Annotated in this window: 19 protein-coding genes and 1 riboswitch; of the genes, 10 read left to right on the top strand and 9 right to left on the bottom strand. The window is 36.7% G+C overall.

Annotated elements, in window-relative coordinates; genetic code table 11:
* Nucleotides 1-155 precede the first annotated feature (155 nt).
* Both J5J03_RS18160 and J5J03_RS18155 read left to right on the top strand, forming a co-directional pair.
* Nucleotides 156-428 carry an ACT domain-containing protein gene (locus tag J5J03_RS18160; protein WP_153835491.1) on the top strand — a complete coding sequence of 91 codons (273 nt, stop codon included), beginning with the start codon at nt 156-158 and terminating at the stop codon, nt 426-428.
* 12 nt (nt 429-440) lie between these two features.
* Nucleotides 441-1,802: a PFL family protein gene (locus J5J03_RS18155; RefSeq protein ID WP_208591576.1), complete on the top strand. Its 1,362-nt coding sequence runs from the start codon at nt 441-443 to the stop codon at nt 1,800-1,802.
* Nucleotides 1,803-1,959: 157 nt separating this feature from the next.
* Here the strand turns inward: J5J03_RS18155 and J5J03_RS18150 are convergent, their stop codons facing one another.
* Nucleotides 1,960-2,169, bottom strand: coding sequence for a DUF6366 family protein (locus J5J03_RS18150; RefSeq protein WP_208591574.1), 210 nt, complete (start codon nt 2,167-2,169; stop codon nt 1,960-1,962).
* A gap of 344 nt (nt 2,170-2,513) precedes the next feature.
* Here J5J03_RS18150 and J5J03_RS18145 point away from each other — a divergent pair, with 344 nt between their 5' ends.
* From J5J03_RS18145 to J5J03_RS18130, 4 genes are all read left to right on the top strand, one after another.
* Nucleotides 2,514-3,182, top strand: a complete 669-nt coding sequence (locus J5J03_RS18145; RefSeq protein ID WP_208591572.1) for an SIMPL domain-containing protein — start codon at nt 2,514-2,516, stop codon at nt 3,180-3,182.
* A gap of 169 nt (nt 3,183-3,351) precedes the next feature.
* Nucleotides 3,352-3,458, top strand: a riboswitch (SAM riboswitch).
* 89 nt (nt 3,459-3,547) lie between these two features.
* Nucleotides 3,548-4,573: a methionine ABC transporter ATP-binding protein gene (locus J5J03_RS18140; protein WP_208591564.1), complete on the top strand. Its 1,026-nt coding sequence runs from the start codon at nt 3,548-3,550 to the stop codon at nt 4,571-4,573.
* Nucleotides 4,566-5,234, top strand: a complete 669-nt coding sequence (locus tag J5J03_RS18135) for a methionine ABC transporter permease (protein ID WP_208591554.1) — start codon at nt 4,566-4,568, stop codon at nt 5,232-5,234. Before J5J03_RS18140 ends, J5J03_RS18135 begins: the two co-directional genes overlap by 8 nt.
* 30 nt (nt 5,235-5,264) lie before the next feature.
* A complete protein-coding gene (locus J5J03_RS18130; protein WP_208591552.1) occupies nt 5,265-6,149 on the top strand; it encodes a MetQ/NlpA family ABC transporter substrate-binding protein in 885 nt (294 codons plus the stop codon).
* A gap of 84 nt (nt 6,150-6,233) precedes the next feature.
* Here J5J03_RS18130 and J5J03_RS18125 read toward each other — a convergent pair whose 3' ends face one another.
* Complete coding sequence (locus J5J03_RS18125) at nt 6,234-7,955, bottom strand: methyl-accepting chemotaxis protein (RefSeq protein ID WP_208591550.1); 1,722 nt, start codon at nt 7,953-7,955, stop codon at nt 6,234-6,236.
* 86 nt (nt 7,956-8,041) lie between these two features.
* On the opposite strand from J5J03_RS18125, the gene J5J03_RS18120 reads away from it, so the two are divergent.
* Nucleotides 8,042-8,419, top strand: coding sequence for an SLAP domain-containing protein (locus tag J5J03_RS18120; RefSeq protein ID WP_208591548.1), 378 nt, complete (start codon nt 8,042-8,044; stop codon nt 8,417-8,419).
* A gap of 10 nt (nt 8,420-8,429) precedes the next feature.
* Here the strand turns inward: J5J03_RS18120 and J5J03_RS18115 are convergent, their stop codons facing one another.
* Together J5J03_RS18115 and J5J03_RS18110 are read right to left on the bottom strand one after the other, a co-directional pair.
* Entirely contained in the window at nt 8,430-10,025 is a 1,596-nt protein-coding gene (locus J5J03_RS18115) for an ABC transporter permease (protein WP_208591546.1), read from the bottom strand.
* Nucleotides 10,026-10,029: 4 nt separating this feature from the next.
* Nucleotides 10,030-10,929: an ABC transporter ATP-binding protein gene (locus J5J03_RS18110; RefSeq protein ID WP_208591538.1), complete on the bottom strand. Its 900-nt coding sequence runs from the start codon at nt 10,927-10,929 to the stop codon at nt 10,030-10,032.
* A 145-nt stretch (nt 10,930-11,074) separates the two neighbouring features.
* Between J5J03_RS18110 and J5J03_RS18105 the strand changes: the two genes are divergently transcribed.
* Nucleotides 11,075-11,659: a TetR/AcrR family transcriptional regulator gene (locus J5J03_RS18105; RefSeq protein ID WP_208591536.1), complete on the top strand. Its 585-nt coding sequence runs from the start codon at nt 11,075-11,077 to the stop codon at nt 11,657-11,659.
* 437 nt (nt 11,660-12,096) lie between these two features.
* Here J5J03_RS18105 and J5J03_RS18100 read toward each other — a convergent pair whose 3' ends face one another.
* The 4 genes from J5J03_RS18100 to J5J03_RS18085 form a co-directional block, all read right to left on the bottom strand.
* The gene (locus tag J5J03_RS18100) at nt 12,097-12,948 is read right to left on the bottom strand and encodes an aminoglycoside 6-adenylyltransferase (protein ID WP_208591534.1); all 852 of its coding nucleotides are present in this window, start codon (nt 12,946-12,948) and stop codon (nt 12,097-12,099) included.
* 67 nt (nt 12,949-13,015) lie between these two features.
* The gene (locus J5J03_RS18095) at nt 13,016-13,681 is read right to left on the bottom strand and encodes a P-II family nitrogen regulator (RefSeq protein ID WP_208591532.1); all 666 of its coding nucleotides are present in this window, start codon (nt 13,679-13,681) and stop codon (nt 13,016-13,018) included.
* Nucleotides 13,681-15,162, bottom strand: a complete 1,482-nt coding sequence (locus J5J03_RS18090; protein ID WP_208591530.1) for a DUF1538 domain-containing protein — start codon at nt 15,160-15,162, stop codon at nt 13,681-13,683. The genes J5J03_RS18095 and J5J03_RS18090 overlap by 1 nt, the downstream gene beginning before the upstream one ends.
* Before the next feature lie 263 nt (nt 15,163-15,425).
* Nucleotides 15,426-16,253, bottom strand: coding sequence for an ATP-grasp domain-containing protein (locus tag J5J03_RS18085; protein ID WP_208591528.1), 828 nt, complete (start codon nt 16,251-16,253; stop codon nt 15,426-15,428).
* Between the two features lie 168 nt (nt 16,254-16,421).
* Between J5J03_RS18085 and J5J03_RS18080 the strand changes: the two genes are divergently transcribed.
* Nucleotides 16,422-17,504: a GerAB/ArcD/ProY family transporter gene (locus tag J5J03_RS18080; RefSeq protein WP_208591526.1), complete on the top strand. Its 1,083-nt coding sequence runs from the start codon at nt 16,422-16,424 to the stop codon at nt 17,502-17,504.
* Nucleotides 17,505-17,552: 48 nt separating this feature from the next.
* Complete coding sequence (locus J5J03_RS22190) at nt 17,553-17,681, top strand: hypothetical protein (protein ID WP_269435851.1); 129 nt, start codon at nt 17,553-17,555, stop codon at nt 17,679-17,681.
* A gap of 2 nt (nt 17,682-17,683) precedes the next feature.
* Here the strand turns inward: J5J03_RS22190 and J5J03_RS18075 are convergent, their stop codons facing one another.
* Nucleotides 17,684-18,841 carry a Ger(x)C family spore germination protein gene (locus J5J03_RS18075; RefSeq protein WP_208591524.1) on the bottom strand — a complete coding sequence of 386 codons (1,158 nt, stop codon included), beginning with the start codon at nt 18,839-18,841 and terminating at the stop codon, nt 17,684-17,686.
* Nucleotides 18,842-18,849 lie beyond the last annotated feature (8 nt).

The raw sequence follows: 18,849 nt of genomic DNA, 5'->3' as shown, positions 1-18,849 counted from the left end.
GCAAAAAAGGATACTTGGGGTATAATAAAGTGAGTAGATGATCAGTGGAGGTTTGAGCCTCACTGGACATTAGGGAAACTTATCGGGGTGTGAAGTGGTCTTACAGACGATTAGCACGATGGTAAAAAGTAACAATAAAAAATGAGGTGACATAAATGCAAAAACGAGCAGTTGTCAGTGTAGTTGGCAAAGACCAGGTAGGGATTATTGCCAAGGTAACCACTGTAATATCAGATAATAATATCAATATATTAGATATTAGTCAGACGATTTTAGAAGGCTTTTTTACGATGATCATGCTAATTGAAATCAATGATCCAAGTAATCTTGAAACGTTACAAGAAAAATTTAAGCCTGTCGAGCAAGAATTAGGTTTAAAAATCAATATTCAACTAGAAGATGTCTTTCAAGCAATGCATCGTGTCTAAGGAGGGTAACAGATGCCAATAGCTTTTACCGAAATTCAAGAAACAATACGAATGGTAGAGATGGAACACCTTGATATTCGTACAGTGACAATGGGAATCAGCTTGCGTGATTGTGCTGATCACGATTTTGAAAAAGTCAAACAAAAGGTATATGATAAGATCACAAGTTATGCGAAAGACTTAAAATCAACGGCAAATCAGGTAGCAAAAGAATATGGTGTACCGATTATTAATAAACGAATCGCGATTTCTCCTGCTGCTGAACTATTAGGTAACGCAACAAAAGAACAAGCAATTGAACTTGCCGAAACGTTAGATAAGGCAGCGCAAACTTTAGATGTTGACTTTATTGGTGGCTTTTCAGCCTTAGTACATAAAGGAATTTCTAAAGGGGATCAAATACTACTTGATGCGTTACCTGAAGCTTTAAGTAAAACAGAGCGTGTTTGTTCTTCGATTTCAGTAGCAACAACTAGAACAGGGATTAATATGGATGCTGTCCGCCAAATGGGACAGATCATTCACGACACAGCTAAATCAACACAAGATAACAATAGTATCGGCTGCGCTAAACTCGTTGTCTTCTGTAACCCTGTTGAAGATAATCCATTTATGGCAGGAGCTTTTCATGGGGCCGGTGAAGGTGAAGCAGTCCTAAGTGTTGGGGTGAGTGGACCAGGTGTAGTCCTTCATGCCTTGCAACGTTACCCTGATGCTGATTTGGGTGAAGTCTCCGACGTGATTAAGAAGACAGCTTTTAAAATAACGAGAGCTGGCGAAATAATCGGACGTGTTGTCGCGGAACGCTTAAATGTCCCTTTTGGGATTATGGACCTTTCGCTAGCACCTACTAACGCGATGAATGATAGTGTTGCCGAAATATTAGAAGAAATTGGATTGGAACGTGTCGGAACACACGGTACGATCGCAGCCTTAGCATTGATGAATGATGCTGTTAAAAAAGGTGGTGCGATGGCAAGTTCCTATGTGGGCGGGTTAAGCGGTGCTTTTATTCCAGTTAGTGAGGATAACGGCATGATCCGTGGAATTGAAGAAGGAGCCTTAAACCTTTCCAAATTAGAAGCGATGACATGCGTCTGTTCAGTTGGTTTAGATATGATCGCATTAGAGGGAAAAGCTAGTCCTGAGACATTGGCCGCCATTATTGCAGATGAGGCTGCCATTGGAATGATCAATAAAAAAACTACGGCAGTACGGGTAATTCCTGTAATTGGTAAAGAAGAAGGAGAAACAGTCGAATTCGGTGGCTTACTTGGTCGTGCCCCGATTATAGGTGTGAACCAGTTTTCTTCTGATAAATTAATACAACGAGGTGGCAGAATTCCGGCTCCATTACAATCGTTGATTAATTAAAAGCCTGACAGTCTATTACGCAAAGAAAATACCACGTGAAATTGCACACCAAAAACTGCACCTCTGATTGTTAGATAGTTTCCAACAATTAAGGTGCAGTTCAATTTTAATCCAAGCGTTTTATTATTATTTCATATTCAACTAAAAGTACCTTTTATTAGCGAAAGAAGACAGAGTATATGATAAAACCTAATATTAATACAATAATTAGAATTCCGGTACCTTTCCAACCTAATCCTCCAACTAAATCAACAAGACTTCCGTTACTTCCTCTATTAAAGGAATCATTCAAATTACCGCCTGGATTTCCTTTCCATTCTTCTTGCCTAAACCTCTCTCTTCTATTTTCAGGAGTTTCTTTATTCAATGAAAAACACCCCCATTTCGAATATTACCATTTATCTTATTGGGCTCATTTAATAAATCTGCTATATTGTGTACTGATCAACATAAATATAGTTTAACATAATTTTAGCCAAGAAGTCTCCATCTCCAACAGTAGCTACGTGGAGAGTAGTTCACCATCAAATAATTTATCCATTATGTTAAATATTTGTTTGTTTGATACAGGTTAGCCTTCATATGCTATGTGGTATCCATAACTGCACTGACGAGTTTTTCGATTATCTTTTTTCCGTAGGAGAATGAATGTAAGCACTATATTACGAATAGAGTAGAAGTAAAAGTTGTTACTAAAATGAGGTGACTTGCATGTATTATGCCAACTCTTATACAAGATCCGACTCACAAGTAAGAGAAAATGGTCATTCAATACTAGTAATAGGCAATGGTATGGTATCCGTTGAACCAGATCAAGCTTTAGTTATCCTAGGTGTTAAAACAGAAAACGTAAACCTCCAAAAAGCCCAGGATGACAATGCCGAGATGACAAATAATGTTATTCAGGCACTGCTTCAAGAGAATATTCCTCAAAATCATATTAAAACACACGATTACCGAATAGATATAAATTATGATTACAAGGAAGGCATTGAAATTTTTAGAGGGTATCGCGTAACTAATTTGCTACAGGTTACCATTACACCAATTAGTAAGGTCGGCAGCATTATTGATATTGCGGTTGATCAAGGAGCAAATATCGTTCGTAACATTCAATTAACCACTGCTAATCAAGATCGATATTATCAAAGTGCGCTCAGACGTGCCGTGGAAAACACCCAGGTGAAAGCCTCCCTTATTGCACAAGAGCTGGGTGTAACCGTTAGTTCTGTGCCGTATTCTTTAAAAGAAATTTCTAAGTTTGAAGACAGAGAGTCTCGTCCAGTAGTATTAGGTATATCCACTGACAGTGCTACCACCCCAATTGAACCAGGAGAGCTGGATATTCAAGCTAAAGTTGAAGCAGAGTTTCGTTATTAGAACACTTATACTTTGCCAAAGTCTCTTTATTCCATCTCCTTACCTCGTCTTTATCACGGCGCTAACCATGACAACACTCCTATTTTCTGAATAGTTTTACTTTTTCAAAAAGAATTGACGATTGTCATCCGTAATGATATTATATTGGTTATGAATTTGTATATGATAGCTCTTATCAAGAGTGGTGGAGGGAATGGCCCTATGAAACCCGGCAACCGTCAGTTAAAGCTGATAGGTGCTAATTCCATCAAAGCGTTTTGCTTTGAAAGATAAGAGGACAACGAATAATTATCCTTTCTGTCCTCTTAGTTCAGAAAGGATTTTTTATTGTGTTTGTGGCACAATAAACGAAGGAGAGTGAAAAAATGATTCGCATTAAAAACTTATCGAAACTTTACCAGACAAAGAAACAACAAGTGCAAGCTGTCGATAATGTTTCACTTAATATAGAACAAGGCGAAATCTTTGGTGTTATTGGTTATAGTGGTGCTGGTAAAAGTACTTTTGTTCGATTAATTAACCGATTAGAGGAGCCAACTAATGGTTCGGTTGTCATCCATGAAAAAGATATTACCAAAATGTCAACGAACCAATTACGTAAAAAACGCCAAAAAATCGGTATGATTTTTCAGCATTTTAACTTGCTATGGTCTCGAACCGTTTTCGATAACATTGCATTTCCACTTGAAATCGCTGGTGTATCGAAAGCAGAGCGGAAAGAGAAAGTACAAGAGTTAATTAACCTTGTTGGCCTTACAGGGAAAGAGAATGTTTACCCTTCTCAATTAAGTGGTGGACAGAAGCAACGTGTAGGGATTGCTCGAGCACTTGCCAATGATCCTGAGGTATTACTTTGTGATGAGGCGACTTCAGCTCTAGATCCTGAAACAACCGACGATATCCTAGATTTGTTAGTTTCTATTAATAAAAAGTTAAACCTAACTGTTATATTAATTACACATGAAATGCACGTTATTCAAAAAATTTGTCACCGTGTTGCTGTAATGGAAAATGGTAATGTTGTGGAAACTGGTGATGTTCTAGATGTTTTCGTAAAACCACAATCGAAAACGACAAAACGATTTGTACAGCAACTCCATCCTTTAGAATACGAAAAAGAAAATTTAGTAGACTTTATTAATGACAAGGAAGATAGCGAGGTTGTCAAATTACATTTTATAGGGAATAATGCGAAACGTGCAGTTATAAGTGAAGTAGCTAAAAAATTTGATGTAGAAATAAACATTTTACAAGGATCAATTGCACCTACACAGGAAGGGGCTTATGGCACCCTCTATGTTGAGATAAATGGTGATAAAAACATTTTAGAAGAGACCATTTCTTTTCTAAGAGGCACCGGAGTGGAAGTTGAGGTGTTAAGACATGTTTGAACAACTATTTCCAAATGTAGTGATGGATGATATGTGGCAAGCTACATGGGAAACACTATACATGACCATTTTTGCTGGTATTGGTACCTTTGTTCTTGGGATTATACTTGGATTATTGCTTTTCCTAACTGACCAAGGTAACCTATGGCAAAATAGATTAATAAACTTTATTACGGCAACTATTGTTAACGTATTTCGAGCAATACCATTTATTATTTTAATTTTATTACTTTTCCCTTTCACCGATTTCTTAATTGGTACAATTCGTGGTTGGAAGGCTGCATTGCCTGCTTTAATTATTGGATCAGCTCCTTTCTATGCACGTCTTGTCGAAATAGGTTTGAAGGAAGTGGATAAAGGGGTTATCGAGGCTGCGAAATCTATGGGAGCAAAAGGTTACACGATTATTTTCAAAGTATTATTGCCTGAATCGATGCCAGCGATTATTTCTGGGATTACCGTTACATTAATTGCCTTAATCAGCTATACAGCTATGGCAGGTGTAATTGGTGCTGGTGGATTAGGTGACCTTGCTTATATGAAAGGTTTCCAACGCTGGGATTTTGATGTAGTATTTCTCTGTACTGTGTTTATTGTAGTTATCGTATTTGTTGTTCAATTTATTGGGGATTTCCTATCCAGAGTGATAGATAAAAGATAAAATTTAAAATTTAAGAAGGGATGATCTATTGTGAAAAAACTAGTTATTTTTTTACTTACAGCATTATTGTCTTTAGCACTTGTAGCATGTGGTACAGCTGACAATGAAGAAGGTGCAGAGGACACTAGCAATGGTGAAGACAACACAGAAGAAACAAACGATGAAGGTGAAACGGAAGAATTAACAGAGTTAGTCGTTGGAGCGACAGCAGTTCCTCACTCTGAAGTACTTGAAAAAGCCGCACCATTATTAGAAGAACAAGGTATCGAGATTCAAATTGAAACATATCAAGAATATGTACTACCAAATCAAGACTTAGATGGTGGATTATTAGATGCTAACTATTACCAACATACACCATTCTTAGAAACTGAAAAAGAAGAAAAAGGTTATGACTTTGCAAGTCTTGGTGGAGTTCACATTGAACCAATTGGAATTTATTCTAAAAACGTGGAAACTGTAGAGGATATTGAAGAAGGAACAACTATTATTATGAGTCGTAATGTTCCAGACCATGGTCGTATTTTATTGCTGTTGCAAGAAGAAGGGCTTATTACGCTTGACGAAAATGTTGATCCAACGGAAGCAACAGTTGAAGATATTGTAGAAAACCCATTAAACTTGGAGTTTGACACAAGTATTGAACCAGCGCTTTTAACGCAAAATTATGAAAGAGAAGAAGATGCAATTGTAGCAATCAACACGAATTATGCGATTGAACATGGGTTAGTACCAACTGAAGATGCAATTATTCTTGAAAGTCCTGACTCACCATATGCTAATTTAATCGTTGTTCGTTCTGAAGATAAAGATAATGAAGCACTTCAAACATTAGTAGATGTACTGCGTTCTGAAGAAATCCAAACATTTATGGAAGAAGAATACGGCGGAGCAATCATTCCCGTATCAGAATAATTAAAAAAACCACCTAGTTTGAAAACAACTAGGTGGTTTTTCTACTTCATGTCCATAAAAGTGAAACCATTTAAAGCTATTAACTTATAATTTAAACTTCTTGACTAACTGATTCAAGTCTTGCGATAGTTGTGATAAGTGATCTGCATTACTTGCAATTTCCTGCATCGATGCTGATTGTTCTTCTGCTGTTGCTGAGCTTTCTTCAATACCTGCTGCTACTTCTTCGGATGTTGAAGCGATATCAGTACTTGCATCACTTACTTGTTCGCTAGATGATTGAATATCGTTCAGATTGACACTTATGTTATGGATTCTTCCTATCATCTCTTTCATTTGTGATTGGATCGTTTGGAAGCTTTGATGACTTTCCTGAATCCGTTGATTTCCTGTTTCAACGATGGAGTAGCCTCCTTCTAGCACACCTGCAACATCCTTTGTTTCTGACTGCAATCCACTGATTATATCTGTTATTTCTGTAACGGAACTACTTACTTGTTCAGCTAATTTTCTTACTTCATCCGCTACTACAGCAAACCCTTTCCCAGAATCACCTGCACGTGCTGCTTCGATTGCTGCGTTTAACGCTAATAGGTTTGTTTGTTCAGCAATGTCTTGAATCACGTCAATTAATGTAGAAATTTTACTCGATTGTTGTTCCAAACTTTCCACTTTAGACAATGACGTTTGCATCATTGCCGTAATCTCTTGCATTTGTTCTACAGATAGATTTAACTTAGTACCACTTTCAGAGGATAACTCTAATACTTCATTGGAAGATACCTGAAGTACTTTACCTTCTTCTGAAGATGCTTCAATTTTTCGATGAAGGGATTCAATAGACGTTGAAATATCACTTGATGCGCTCGCCTGCTCTTCAGCCCCATTTGACATTTCCTCCATTGTTCTAGCAATTTGTTGAGAACCCAGATTCACTTCATCTGATGCTTGTGATAATTCCTTGCTTTGTCCATTTACCTCTAAAGATATCTCTTGGATATGGCGTACCATTGTTTTCAATTCATCAATCATTCGGTTCGTACTTCTAGCAAGACTTCCTATTTCATCTTTACGAGTATCATCAAGTGAATCGATTTGTAAATTACCATCTGCCACTTGTTCATTGACATCAACAAGCTCAGTAATCGGCTTTGTAACTTGACGAATAAGAATAAAGCTCAACACAAATAATATAAGGATAAATATTAGCATGATGACACCTGAAAAAATAACAATATAATGCGTTGTTGTTTCTATTTCTTTCAAAATTTCTTCTGATGTTTGTTCTACCTCTTGCTGCAGTAAATCTATTTCATTTCGTGTCTCATCAAATTCTGCTCTCATATTTCCTATGAGACTGCTGAGCGAAGCAGTATCCTCCGCATGAAAAATAGATGCTGTCATCTCTCGCCAGCTATCGAATCCACGGTGAAAACTAGATAGATGCTCATCAACAACGGATTGATCAATTTGCTCATCATTCCGGAGAATTTCTTCTGCTACCTGCATTCTTTCTTCTACTTGCTGAGCATTCTCTTCAAAAACTGCTATATATTCCTCTTGATTTTCTTCATCTAGGATAGCGGTAAAAAGAGCTTGATCTGCTTGATAGAAATCCCTGTCAGCATTCAATAAATAAAATGTCGGTTCATAAAGATTATCGTAAAGCTGTTGTTCTAATTGATCACTTACTGATAAAATAGTATTAATAAATAAAGCACTGCTGGCTACAATGACTAGTACTGCTAAAGTAACAATAGCGTACAGTTTTGTCGATAGCTTTTGGTTTGCGATCAATCTTTTCATTGCTATAATCCCCTCCTTTTTATTTATATCGACAAAAACTGACATATATTGATTGTTTTTTCAGAATTTTTTAGAGGAGCGTAAACATGCAGAAATTACACTTTGAAGATGCCTGGAACAGGACCATTAGTAATAAAGATCGTTTAGAAATAAAGAAGATTTTTGAGCAAACAAAAAAGGATGCTGAAGATGGCGTCACATTTGTTCCGATCAGAAGTGCAGTAAATCATCGCAATGACTTACTCATCACAACATTAATTCATAACTTCCAACCGGAAGAAACCGACCTAACCAACATCAACATCCAGCTCTATCAAGACTGCAAGCAAATCGCCAGCCAGCATATCAAGGAATCCAGACTCCGCTTACCAGCTAAAACAAGCATGCCATGGACGATTATCTTCCCTGGAATGGGGAATGAGAATAAACGAAATGTCCCCTATTCATTGAAAGTGGGACACTAACCCTGTCCCGTTATCCTATCTCATCTCGATTCCGATATCCGAATTGACTAACTATTAACGCGATGATGCCAATTAATACTAAGACCACTAATGGCGACCACGTAAATTCATCTACTGGAATTTGTGGAATGTGATTAAAACTCGAAATGTTTGCTAACCATTCTGGTATGTCTATCATCCCACCTAAGTATACAGTGAAGAACGAAAATACCAGATATGCCCACACTAATGATGTCCATTTTGGCAAAAAGGCAAATAATAGATTGGCAATCGCTAAGATAATTAGCATCGCAGGTAAATAAGACGTCCCCGCTATTAAGATATTTTCCAAAGGAATCGGATCGTCCATTACCGCCGCTCCTGCTGCCCACAATCCGTACAGTGTGATAAATAATGAAGCGACACCAATTACTACTGATACACCAAGATAATAGCTTAGTAATTTATATCTTGAAATGCCTGTAGTTAATAGATGGGTATTACGCTCTTTCTTCTCTTCCCCACGTACTCTCAAAAAAGAAATGACCATTGGAATTGTCGCAAATATCGATAGAATCACCATTAGCATCGTCATAAACTGTTCTGTCATCGTATATTCCGAATTATCTCCTAGGAGTTGCTGAAACATTTCATTATCTGCAAAGAATGATTCCAGATCGCCCAAGACCGATCCATATGAGGCACCTAAAAAGAGCATCGCCACCAGCCAGGAAATAACCTGAGTACGCTGCAATCGCAATATGAGGCCAAGTGGTGATAATAAGAGCTTTGAAGCTTCATTTTTACCAGGCTTAGATGGCAGTAAACCTGCCCCTAAGTCTCTTCGGTTATGCAAGTAAAAAGCTAGCACCGTAAATACCAATGTAATCACAACCGAAACGATTACCGGCCACCAAATGTTTTCCACGTATACTTCTGTCCGCAAGATTAAGCCTAATGGTGATATTAAACTTAACGCTTCACTGCTGACATCTCCAATCGCTCGGACAAAGTAAGCCAAAAGCAATACAGCGATTGATAACCCTGTTGCACCACGGGATGTTTCTGTTAACTGGGTAATCACTGCCGTAATGCCAGTAAACATGAGACCCGTTACCGTTAAAACTGCGCCATACATGATCGAACCTTCTACATCAATACCTTCTACATTGATCACAATTAAACCAAATGTAGTTGCCATCCCAATAATCAAATTAACTAATGCTACTAATATTAGCGCACTGCTCAAACTTGATAAGCGACCAACCGGCATCGAGCGAATTAATTCAAATTTCCCTTCTTCCTCTTGCTTCCGAGTTAATTTTGAAATCATTAAAATACTCATAATTCCAATAACAATAGCAGTAAACAATAGCATTTGATTCGCCATCATTGCACCTGTCGTATAGTCATCAACCCCATATACCGGTCCAACCATCGCAACCATTGCAGGGTTTTCAAGTGTTTGAGCCATTGTATTGCGTTCCTGTTCAGATCCAAAAAGGTTCACAAAAGTACCTGCTACCACAACTGTGATCCCAACAATTGACAATGTCCAAATAATACTGGCAAGCCAATTTTGACGCGCATTAAATCTGAGCAAAAATTGCAATTGATGAAAAAGCATTCCATCACCTCTTTTCCGCTACATTGTCTGTTTCGTAATGACGCATAAATAAATCCTCTAAAGTGGGTGGTGTACTTTCAATTCGTTTGACACCTAACTCACTAACCTTCAGCATAACGGTGGATAGTTTTTCAGGATCTACCTGGAATGAATATACACCGGCTTCCTCTGTAAATTGATGAATTCCTGATTGATCACTTAAGGTTGCCGCAGATTTTTCTGTTTCGATAATAATGTTCGTTCTTGTTAAATGGCGTAATTCATCTAATGTACCAGTTTCTATTATCTCCCCTTGTCTAATAATGCCGACACGGTCACAAAGCTTTTCCACTTCGGATAAAATATGACTGGATAACAGGACACTTTTTCCTTCATATTTCACTTCTTCTACACATTGCTGAAAAATATTTTCCATTAAAGGATCAAGTCCAGAAGTCGGTTCATCTAAAATAAACAAATCTGCCTCAGATGCAAAAGCAGCAATTAATGCTACCTTTTGTCTGTTCCCTTTCGAATACGTCCCAGCTTTTTTACGTGGATCTAACTTAAATTTCTCAATTAATGCATCACGCTTTTCCTTGTTAATTCCTCCACGTAATTTTAAAAAGGTATCTATGATTTCTCCCCCGGTTAAATTTTCCCAAAGATGGACATCCCCCGGTACGTAAACCACTTTGCGATGGATTTCTACCGCATCTTTCCAGACATCCTTACCAAATATTTTCGCAGTTCCTGACGTTGCTTGAATAATTCCCAATAAAACACGTATAGTCGTCGATTTACCAGCACCATTCGGCCCAATAAAACCATACACTTCTCCCTTTTTCACTTCTAAATCAATACCATTGAGAGCGGTGAACTTACCAAACCTCTTTGTTACTCCCTTTACCTCAACCATGTTCATATCAAAACCTCCTAAGTTTTGAAATATATTAACTTATATATTTCATATTATAAAAGTATATGACTAATATCAAGGAATTTTTTGAAATAAAATCATTGTTATATTTCATAATTTAACTTAAAATACTATACAAGAGGTGACAACAATGGATGGATTTAAAAAACGAACTCAACGAAAAATGAATAAAATCCTGGAAGTATCACTTCAACTATTTTCTAATTATGGAATTAAAAATGTTCCGATAGCCAAAATAGCAAGTGAAGCGAATGTCTCCCAGGTTACCATATATAATTATTTCGAAAGCAAAGAAAAACTGATTTATGAAACAATGGTTTATTTTGTCGAAAAGGAATATCAAAAATTTCAAGATATTATAGATAGCGATATCAGTTTTCCAGAAAAAATTGAACAGATTATCTTCAATAAAACAGATGATGCAGCAAAAATTAATGAGGAATTATATCACTACTTGATGCATGATTTTACAAATGAAGGATCGTATATCGATAAGGTTTATCAAGAAAAAGCTCTTCCCTTATTCAACCAGTTGATAGCTGAAGGGAAAAGCAAAGGATATATTCATCAAGATATTTCAACAGAAGCGATCATGATCTATATTCATATGTTTAAAGATTATATGAAGAAAGATGATATTAGCGATCATATTTTACCGTTAACAGAAGATATCATTAAACTGTTCTTCTATGGTATGATGGGGAAAAGAAATTAACGGGTTCGGCAAGGAGGAGCTTCGATGACATCATCATACCAGTCACCGTTCTCACATCAGGATATTTTAACCCAATTCCTGAACCTGTTGTCATTGCAGAAATGTCCGTGAAAGATAGTTTTATGCTGCAAGGTTATTCTCTAGCTTTTGAAGAATGGCTTCGTGCTTATGAGAAACATACAAAGTAATATGGTGTTGTGTAGAATAAGCATATATGGCATTGGCGCGGACATCTGTTCCGTTATCTTTTAAAAAAGTGCTCCTATAGAGGTGTTGGCGGACATTTATTCCGTTATTTACAAAAATAGAAGCCAGTTCTATAGAAATTTACTGAAATAACGGAATAAATGTCCGTGGACTTCTAAAATAGGCATATTTCAGTCGGAATAACGTACTAAATGTCCGCGAAAATGAAGAACGCTTTTATTGTTATTTCATTATCTGTATTGCTGCTGAAGATTATGAATATATGGTATAACTTTCTCAAACTGATCAGGATAATCGAATCCAAGGCGATTAGCTAATTGCTTTGCCTGTTGTTGAAATATTTCTTGCATTGAAAATAACGACTCCCAACATTTGTCCAACGAATTTATGTGATAGGTTTCTTGTAACGCTTTCAATATATCGGCATCTAGATAATGATGAAGGAATTTATTAGCAGCACCAAGATTCACTTTGAAATCATGCTCCGCACCAACGTTCCATGCTATTATTCGTAACAATTCCTCTCGTAATACTCTATCCAGATGAAAGGTCGCATAAAAAAATTCCCCTCGGCATAGCCCTTTTGCTACATATGGGGATACCCACCAAAATTCATTACAGGAATCGGTGAAATGCTGTTCTGACGGTTTTTTTAGAAAATGACTGCTCTCATTCGGGACCGGACGGTTTGCTATTAGGTTATCTTTATCTAATAATATTTCTGTTAAGCTATCATTTTGCAGATAGAGATCTAATTCTTCTAAAGGAATAAGCATTAAATCGATTCTGTTTCCATCAGTAAATTGCATCAAAAAGCTAAACCAGTTACCTAAAGTAGCAGGAAATAATGCTGATTCTTCCGGTGTTTGCATAATCATCTGCTCACCAAAATAATCGATCCACTTCCTGTTTGCCAGAAAAGAAGCCATGTCTGTTACTAGGTAAACGATGTCATAATCCTGGAAGCGATCTTTTTTGATGTTAGGATTGGTACGGGAGCCATTCATCCCTACTACACGAACTCTATCATCTGCTTTAGCAAAATCAATCACTAAATCCATCATTTCCTTTTCGCTTCGCATTATTATTCTCCTTTTTCAGATCGCGAGAAGTTCTATTATTTCCTGGACGCTCTTATTTTCAAAAAAATCACTCGTAAATTCCGTATGTTCGATTCACATCTTGTACGAAAATAATGCCATTACCGGGTTCATTAATTTTCAGATCTTCACTAATTTTTTCACAAATGGCATCGGTATAATTTTCATCTGAAAGTATCATTACGATTTCTTTTTCAGGTTCAATATCCATGGAGAATAGCTTACTCGTCTCGTGGACGCCCGATCCACGTGCATTGATAATCGTTCCGCCTTTAGAGCCACCTTTTTGTGCTGCTTCCACAACCTCTTCTGCTTTTCCTTTATCAACTACAACCATAATATTTTGATACATGATTTCTTCGTCACCTCTTTCCTCATTATCATCCATTTGGCAACTTCTTGTTCCCATCAAGCTCGTTAAAGAAGTAGTAAAAATGATCCCGTGGTTTGGTTTATCAAAGCGAAACACTTTATTTAAATGTTCTAATGTTTTTTTACTTGTTTTTCGACTGGAGATCATCATGACAATCTCTTTGCGCATGTCTGTGATCGACAATAAATTTAATATTTTATTACTGATCGTTCCTTTTCCAATAAAAAGGGTTCCACCTTTCACACCACATTTTTTAGCTTCTTTTAAAATTTTACTTCCTAAGCCAAACTTGACAATGACATGTATGATTTCAAAATGAGGTGTTTTCCTATTAGGCAACATTATTCCATGCCTCCTTTTCGCGACTTCACCTTAAAGATCAGCCCTAATAATTGTAGTGTAATAAGTGGTGTTAATGCTACCATTGCTATCATACCAAATCCGTCAACAATAACATCTGCACCTTCTATCGCATCCGCTGCTCCATGAGTAAATGCCAGAATAAAAGTTGCGGTCATCGGTCCTGAGGCAACACCACCAGAGTCAAATGCAATACCAACAAATAGTTTCGGTGCTACATACATTAACGCAACCGCTATTAGGTAACCTGGTAATAGATAATGCCACAATTGTAAATCTGGGACTAAAATTCGCAGCATTGATAAGGCTACGGCAATTCCAACCCCGATCGCTAATGTAAAGAGGACCACTTTACGTTTCACATAACCACTAGTTACATCTTCAATTTGATTTGTTAATACATACACAGCAGGCTCTGCCAATATCGTGACGATCCCTAAGATTAAACCGATAATTACAATATACGCTTTATTGTCCAACGAGGCAATACTATATCCTAGTTCGGTACCTAATTCCATAAATCCTGCATTTACTCCGACTAGAAAAAGAACCAATCCAATAAAAGTAAAGACAAGACCTGTGATAATTTTACGGAAATTAGTTTTCGACAGTTTAAATGATAGTTTTTGAAATACTAAAAATATCACGATAATTGGTGACAATGCGAGGATTACTTCTTGAGCAATGTGACCAAATTCGTGGAGAAACGGTGCAAATACAGAGCCTGAAACAGGGTGAGCTTGCTCCATTGTTCCGGTCAATTCCGCTTGATTGGTAATAATACTCATCAACATGACTGCAATAATCGCACCGACAGACGCAATCGCAACAAGTCCGAAACTGTCCTTTTCCGATGCTTTACTATCCTTTTTCAATACAGAGATACCGATTGATAATGCCAGAATAAAAGGTACCGTCATTGCGCCTGTTGTCGCACCAGACGCATCGAAGGAAATCGCTAATAACTGTGGTGAGGTGAAGATGGCAATTACAAGGACAATCCCATACAGCACCGTTAAAATTTTAAATAAAGGTATGTTGTGGACAATTCTTACGAGACCAATCGAAAGTAAGACTGCAATACCAATCGATACTACCACAACTAAGATATATTTTCCGATTGCTCCTGAGGTTACCATCTCTACTTGCCCAGCTAAAATATGTAGATCTGGTTCCGCAATGGAAATAATAAACCCTAAACATAACCCGGATATAACCACAATCCATAAGCGGTTTGATTTCGCAATCGTTTTTCCTAGATGTTTACCAATCGGGGTGATTCCAAGATCAACACCTAATAAAAAGATCGATAAACCGATAATAATAAAGACTGCACCAATTAAAAAGCGGATAATTAAGGTAACATCAAGTGAAGTCAGGGTAAAATTTAAAATTACGACAATAATTGTTATGGGAAGAACTGCTAGTACAACTTCCAAGAGTTTTGATAGTAAAATATTCAAACCAGATACATTCCTCTCTTCTTCAGATGGTTATTTTTCTCTATGGTATGTAATTAAAATAGAACGGAAATATGGAGGAAAAAATTGTAGTTACCATTAGTATAGCATAAGAAAATAAGTTCCCACAAAGCAGACACCTCTTGATTCCGTCTGCTTTGGTATCGGGCACTTTTTGGTGGATATCGGGCGGTTTCAGAGAGATATCGGGCACTTTTGGACATTTTTCGGGCGCTTTTCAATCGATATCGGGCACTTTCGTTTATTTATCGGGCACTTTTCAAAATGTGTTCCAAATATAGTTTCGCAATATTTATATCTGTTAGACTCGTAAGTGTTCTGCTTCCGACAATATCTTCTATTTCATTGAACAAAGGTCCCCCCTGATCATCAAAGACAAAATCAATCCCTATAAAATCAGCTGGTAAAATGGAAATGATGTGATCCACCAATTCCTGCTCTGACGAAGATAATCGATACAGTGTTGCTTTTCCACCAAGGGTATAATTTGCTCGAAAATCGCTATCAGACTCTCGAAGCACACTGCCAATCACTTTACCACCCATGACAAAAACACGGAGATCTTTCCCAGGCGTTGCTAATGATTGCACAATGTATCTCTCACTCGTTAATGACGGTAAATCTTCTACAGAAGCAAGCAAATGTACTTGATTTCCGCTTCTTCCATTAACTTCTTTTACTATAATCGGGAAACGGAATGAATACTTCATTAACTCAGCTTTGTTGATAAAGTTTGTATCAACCATCGGAATTCCATAAGTAGCAAATAGTTGATGTGTTTGTGCTTTATCATTGGCAATAGTAGCCACTCTTGAATCGTTATAGACTCGAATGCCTAGTAATTCGAACTGCCGTGAGAGGAGTGGATCAATTGCTCTCATCATCACAAAATCCGGGTAATCTCGCCCTTTCCAATCTATAAAAAGGCGGCGATCTTGAATACCATATGTCAGCTCATGATAGATAACAAGTTCAAGCTCCATACCAAGTTTTGCTGCTTCTGTTTGTATCCAATCTATGAATGCGTGATTCTTCTCGGAATCCTCTTTACGATAAACGAGCCAACCATTCATGCTATGGCCCCCTTCTTCTTTTTTCACTTTTATTCTCAAGTATACCATGTTCCTTTATTTACAGATACGTTATATTTTTCACTTTTAATGGCAAAAATGTTAAAACTATACCCTTACGAAAAAAAAAAAAAACAATTTCGATAATCTTTTTCATGGGAGTAATGAGATATGAGACAAATATCAAATATTCAGCTTTTCGCCCTCATCGTAACATTTGAGATTGGAAGTACGACATTATTTGTCCTAGGTGTAGGAGCTAAAAGGGATGCATGGATAGTAGTCTTGGTCTCTTTTTTATTCAGTTTTATTTTATTATGGATATATACTGAAATCCCTAAATACTACCCCAAACAGAACTTTGCAGAGATTTTAACTGACTGTCTAGGTGTCATTCTTGCTAAACCTTTATTATTGCTATACAGTTTGTATTTTTTAGGTCAAGCGACACATAACTTCTATGAATTTGGAGCATTGATAAAAATGACTGCATTACCCACTACACCTCTTACCGTTATTCTTTATTTATTTATAGTGGTGATGGTTTATATTTTGAATAAAGGCATTGAAGTTATAGCAAGATCAATTGAAGTATTTCTTCCTTTTCTTTTCTTTTTTTTACTTGCCGCTTATTTCCTAATTATGATTTCAGGTGACTTTGAATTGGAGAATTTATTACCGATTCTAGGGGATGGGTTGCAACCAGTCCTTACAGAAGCACCGAAAGTTGTTGGGTTTCCTTTCGGTGAGACAGTAGTTTTTCTAGTCATTTGGCACTATGTCCAAAAGCAACCACATATCCGTAAAACAACTTACATTGCTGTTACTGTTTCAACATTTTTATTATTAATAGCTCAAATTATTTTTATAGCTGTCTTGGGAGCGGAACTGACAGCCACTTCAGAGATACCGTTACTAGAGGCACTGTTATCTGTGCATATAGCTATGATTTTTACCAATCTTGATATTATCGGTGTCTTCATCATGTTCATAGGCGGATTCTATAAAACAGCTATACATTTTTTTGCCTTTTGCTTAGCATTTTCTTGGTTACTTAATAAAACTAACCCTAAATGGATATGTATTATATTCGGTTTAGCACTCCCTATGATTTCTATTCTACGGTTTGAAAGTCTAAGTGATCAGCGCTGGAAAGGTATGGAAGGAAATGTATACAATATACTAATATACGCCATCCTTCCATTATTACTCTTGCTCATTATCAAAGTAAAGAAGAAACATAAAAAAATGTGATCTTTAGATGATTTATTGGAATTCACTATAACAAAAGGAGTATTCACAATGCCAATCAAAATAGAATTACTAAAAGCAGATCCTTTGTTATCCTTCTTAGTATTTGGGGCATTAATCTATGTTGTATTATTAATGCTCGTGCTTATTTATCATATTTTCAAGGGATTCTTTCGTTAATATTACTCATTAGGATGTAATGATCCCTGTAATAGTCCTGAATTTATAATGTCAACCTCAACTTTTACTTCATAAGGAGCTTCGGAAAATTCTTGCCCCCAATTATCTTTTAATTTATTCCATACTTTTGGATACTTATTGCGTAATGATGCTCCCAAACCAAAAATATCTGATTGAAATTCTTCCTGTGCTTTTGTTATGACTTGTTCTACCTTACCTTCTATTACCTTTTCTACTGTTTTCTCGAGTTCTAATACTAATTTCGCAAGCTCTTTTCTTGTTTCCGCTTTTTTTAATTCCTGACGCTCTGCAACTTCCAATTGTTGTTTTATTTCTATTGTAAAGGAGATATCCGTTTTATTCGTTACCTTAGGCTTAATACTTGAGTTCATTTTACTTAAATTTAATGTAACATATTTATCATCTTCATAAGGAAAAGTTAGTGCACCTTCATCGTTATTTTTAGTAATCCAATTGTATGCCATTGTTTCATCATTATTCATAAACCCCACAAGTTTGTCTTTACTAAAAGCCGCTCCACCATACAATCGCACATTAGGTTCTGCGCTTTGTTCACTCTGGTCTAATGTAATAACACCTAATACTGGATTTTGTCCTTGTCTTAAAGATTGCTTATAAAATTTCAATAAATTAAAAGAAACAGCTTGATAATCAGCGTTGTCAAATAAACTACTAAGGAAATCAGCAGGAATTTTTGCTATACTATTTTTTTGTTTTTTAAGAACAGAAGAAGCGCTTGTACCTTTTGTCACACCTAGCCAAACATAACTTCGCACAACCTGCTCTCGTTGAAATGTTTCGAAAAGAGGTAACAAACCTTTTTTAGCAACTTCTTCACTAACAATCACCACTTTGTTATGAGCATAAAAGCCTTTGCGATCGATTTTGTAGTTTGTTTTGCTTAGTAATTCAGACATTGATCTGCCTGTTACCGAAACCGTAAAAAAAGGCTCGTCTTGTGAAGGTGCATACGTATCCTCAGCGGATGGTCTTAAATATATGGCAGTAAGCTGATATTCTTCCGATTCTTCATCTATATCAATTGCCATCGCAGTCACAATACCAATTTCTGTTAATTCTTCCACGTCCCAACACCCCGTCAATAAAATTACCATTAGGAAAAGTAATAATTTCTTCATATATTTCA

This window comes from Gracilibacillus suaedae (assembly GCF_017599345.1).
Classification (GTDB): Bacteria; Bacillota; Bacilli; order Bacillales; family Amphibacillaceae; genus Gracilibacillus; species Gracilibacillus suaedae.
Note: the sequence above shows the minus strand (reverse complement) of the source record. Positions and strands in the feature narration are given on the sequence as shown.

Excerpts from the sequence above, each read along its gene's own strand:
- J5J03_RS18160 (WP_153835491.1), top strand. The coding sequence starts at position 156 with ATGCAAAAACGAGCAGTTGTCAGTGTAGTTGGCAAAGACCAGGTAGGG.
- J5J03_RS18155 (WP_208591576.1), top strand. The coding sequence starts at position 441 with ATGCCAATAGCTTTTACCGAAATTCAAGAAACAATACGAATGGTAGAG.
- J5J03_RS18145 (WP_208591572.1), top strand. The coding sequence starts at position 2,514 with ATGTATTATGCCAACTCTTATACAAGATCCGACTCACAAGTAAGAGAA.
- J5J03_RS18140 (WP_208591564.1), top strand. The coding sequence starts at position 3,548 with ATGATTCGCATTAAAAACTTATCGAAACTTTACCAGACAAAGAAACAA.
- J5J03_RS18135 (WP_208591554.1), top strand. The coding sequence starts at position 4,566 with ATGTTTGAACAACTATTTCCAAATGTAGTGATGGATGATATGTGGCAA.
- J5J03_RS18125 (WP_208591550.1), bottom strand. The coding sequence starts at position 7,955 with ATGAAAAGATTGATCGCAAACCAAAAGCTATCGACAAAACTGTACGCT.
- J5J03_RS18120 (WP_208591548.1), top strand. The coding sequence starts at position 8,042 with ATGCAGAAATTACACTTTGAAGATGCCTGGAACAGGACCATTAGTAAT.
- J5J03_RS18115 (WP_208591546.1), bottom strand. The coding sequence starts at position 10,025 with ATGCTTTTTCATCAATTGCAATTTTTGCTCAGATTTAATGCGCGTCAA.
- J5J03_RS18110 (WP_208591538.1), bottom strand. The coding sequence starts at position 10,929 with ATGAACATGGTTGAGGTAAAGGGAGTAACAAAGAGGTTTGGTAAGTTC.
- J5J03_RS18105 (WP_208591536.1), top strand. The coding sequence starts at position 11,075 with ATGGATGGATTTAAAAAACGAACTCAACGAAAAATGAATAAAATCCTG.
- J5J03_RS18100 (WP_208591534.1), bottom strand. The coding sequence starts at position 12,948 with ATGCGAAGCGAAAAGGAAATGATGGATTTAGTGATTGATTTTGCTAAA.
- J5J03_RS18095 (WP_208591532.1), bottom strand. The coding sequence starts at position 13,681 with ATGTTGCCTAATAGGAAAACACCTCATTTTGAAATCATACATGTCATT.
- J5J03_RS18085 (WP_208591528.1), bottom strand. The coding sequence starts at position 16,253 with ATGAATGGTTGGCTCGTTTATCGTAAAGAGGATTCCGAGAAGAATCAC.
- J5J03_RS18080 (WP_208591526.1), top strand. The coding sequence starts at position 16,422 with ATGAGACAAATATCAAATATTCAGCTTTTCGCCCTCATCGTAACATTT.
- J5J03_RS22190 (WP_269435851.1), top strand. The coding sequence starts at position 17,553 with ATGCCAATCAAAATAGAATTACTAAAAGCAGATCCTTTGTTATCCTTC.
- J5J03_RS18075 (WP_208591524.1), bottom strand. The coding sequence starts at position 18,841 with ATGAAGAAATTATTACTTTTCCTAATGGTAATTTTATTGACGGGGTGT.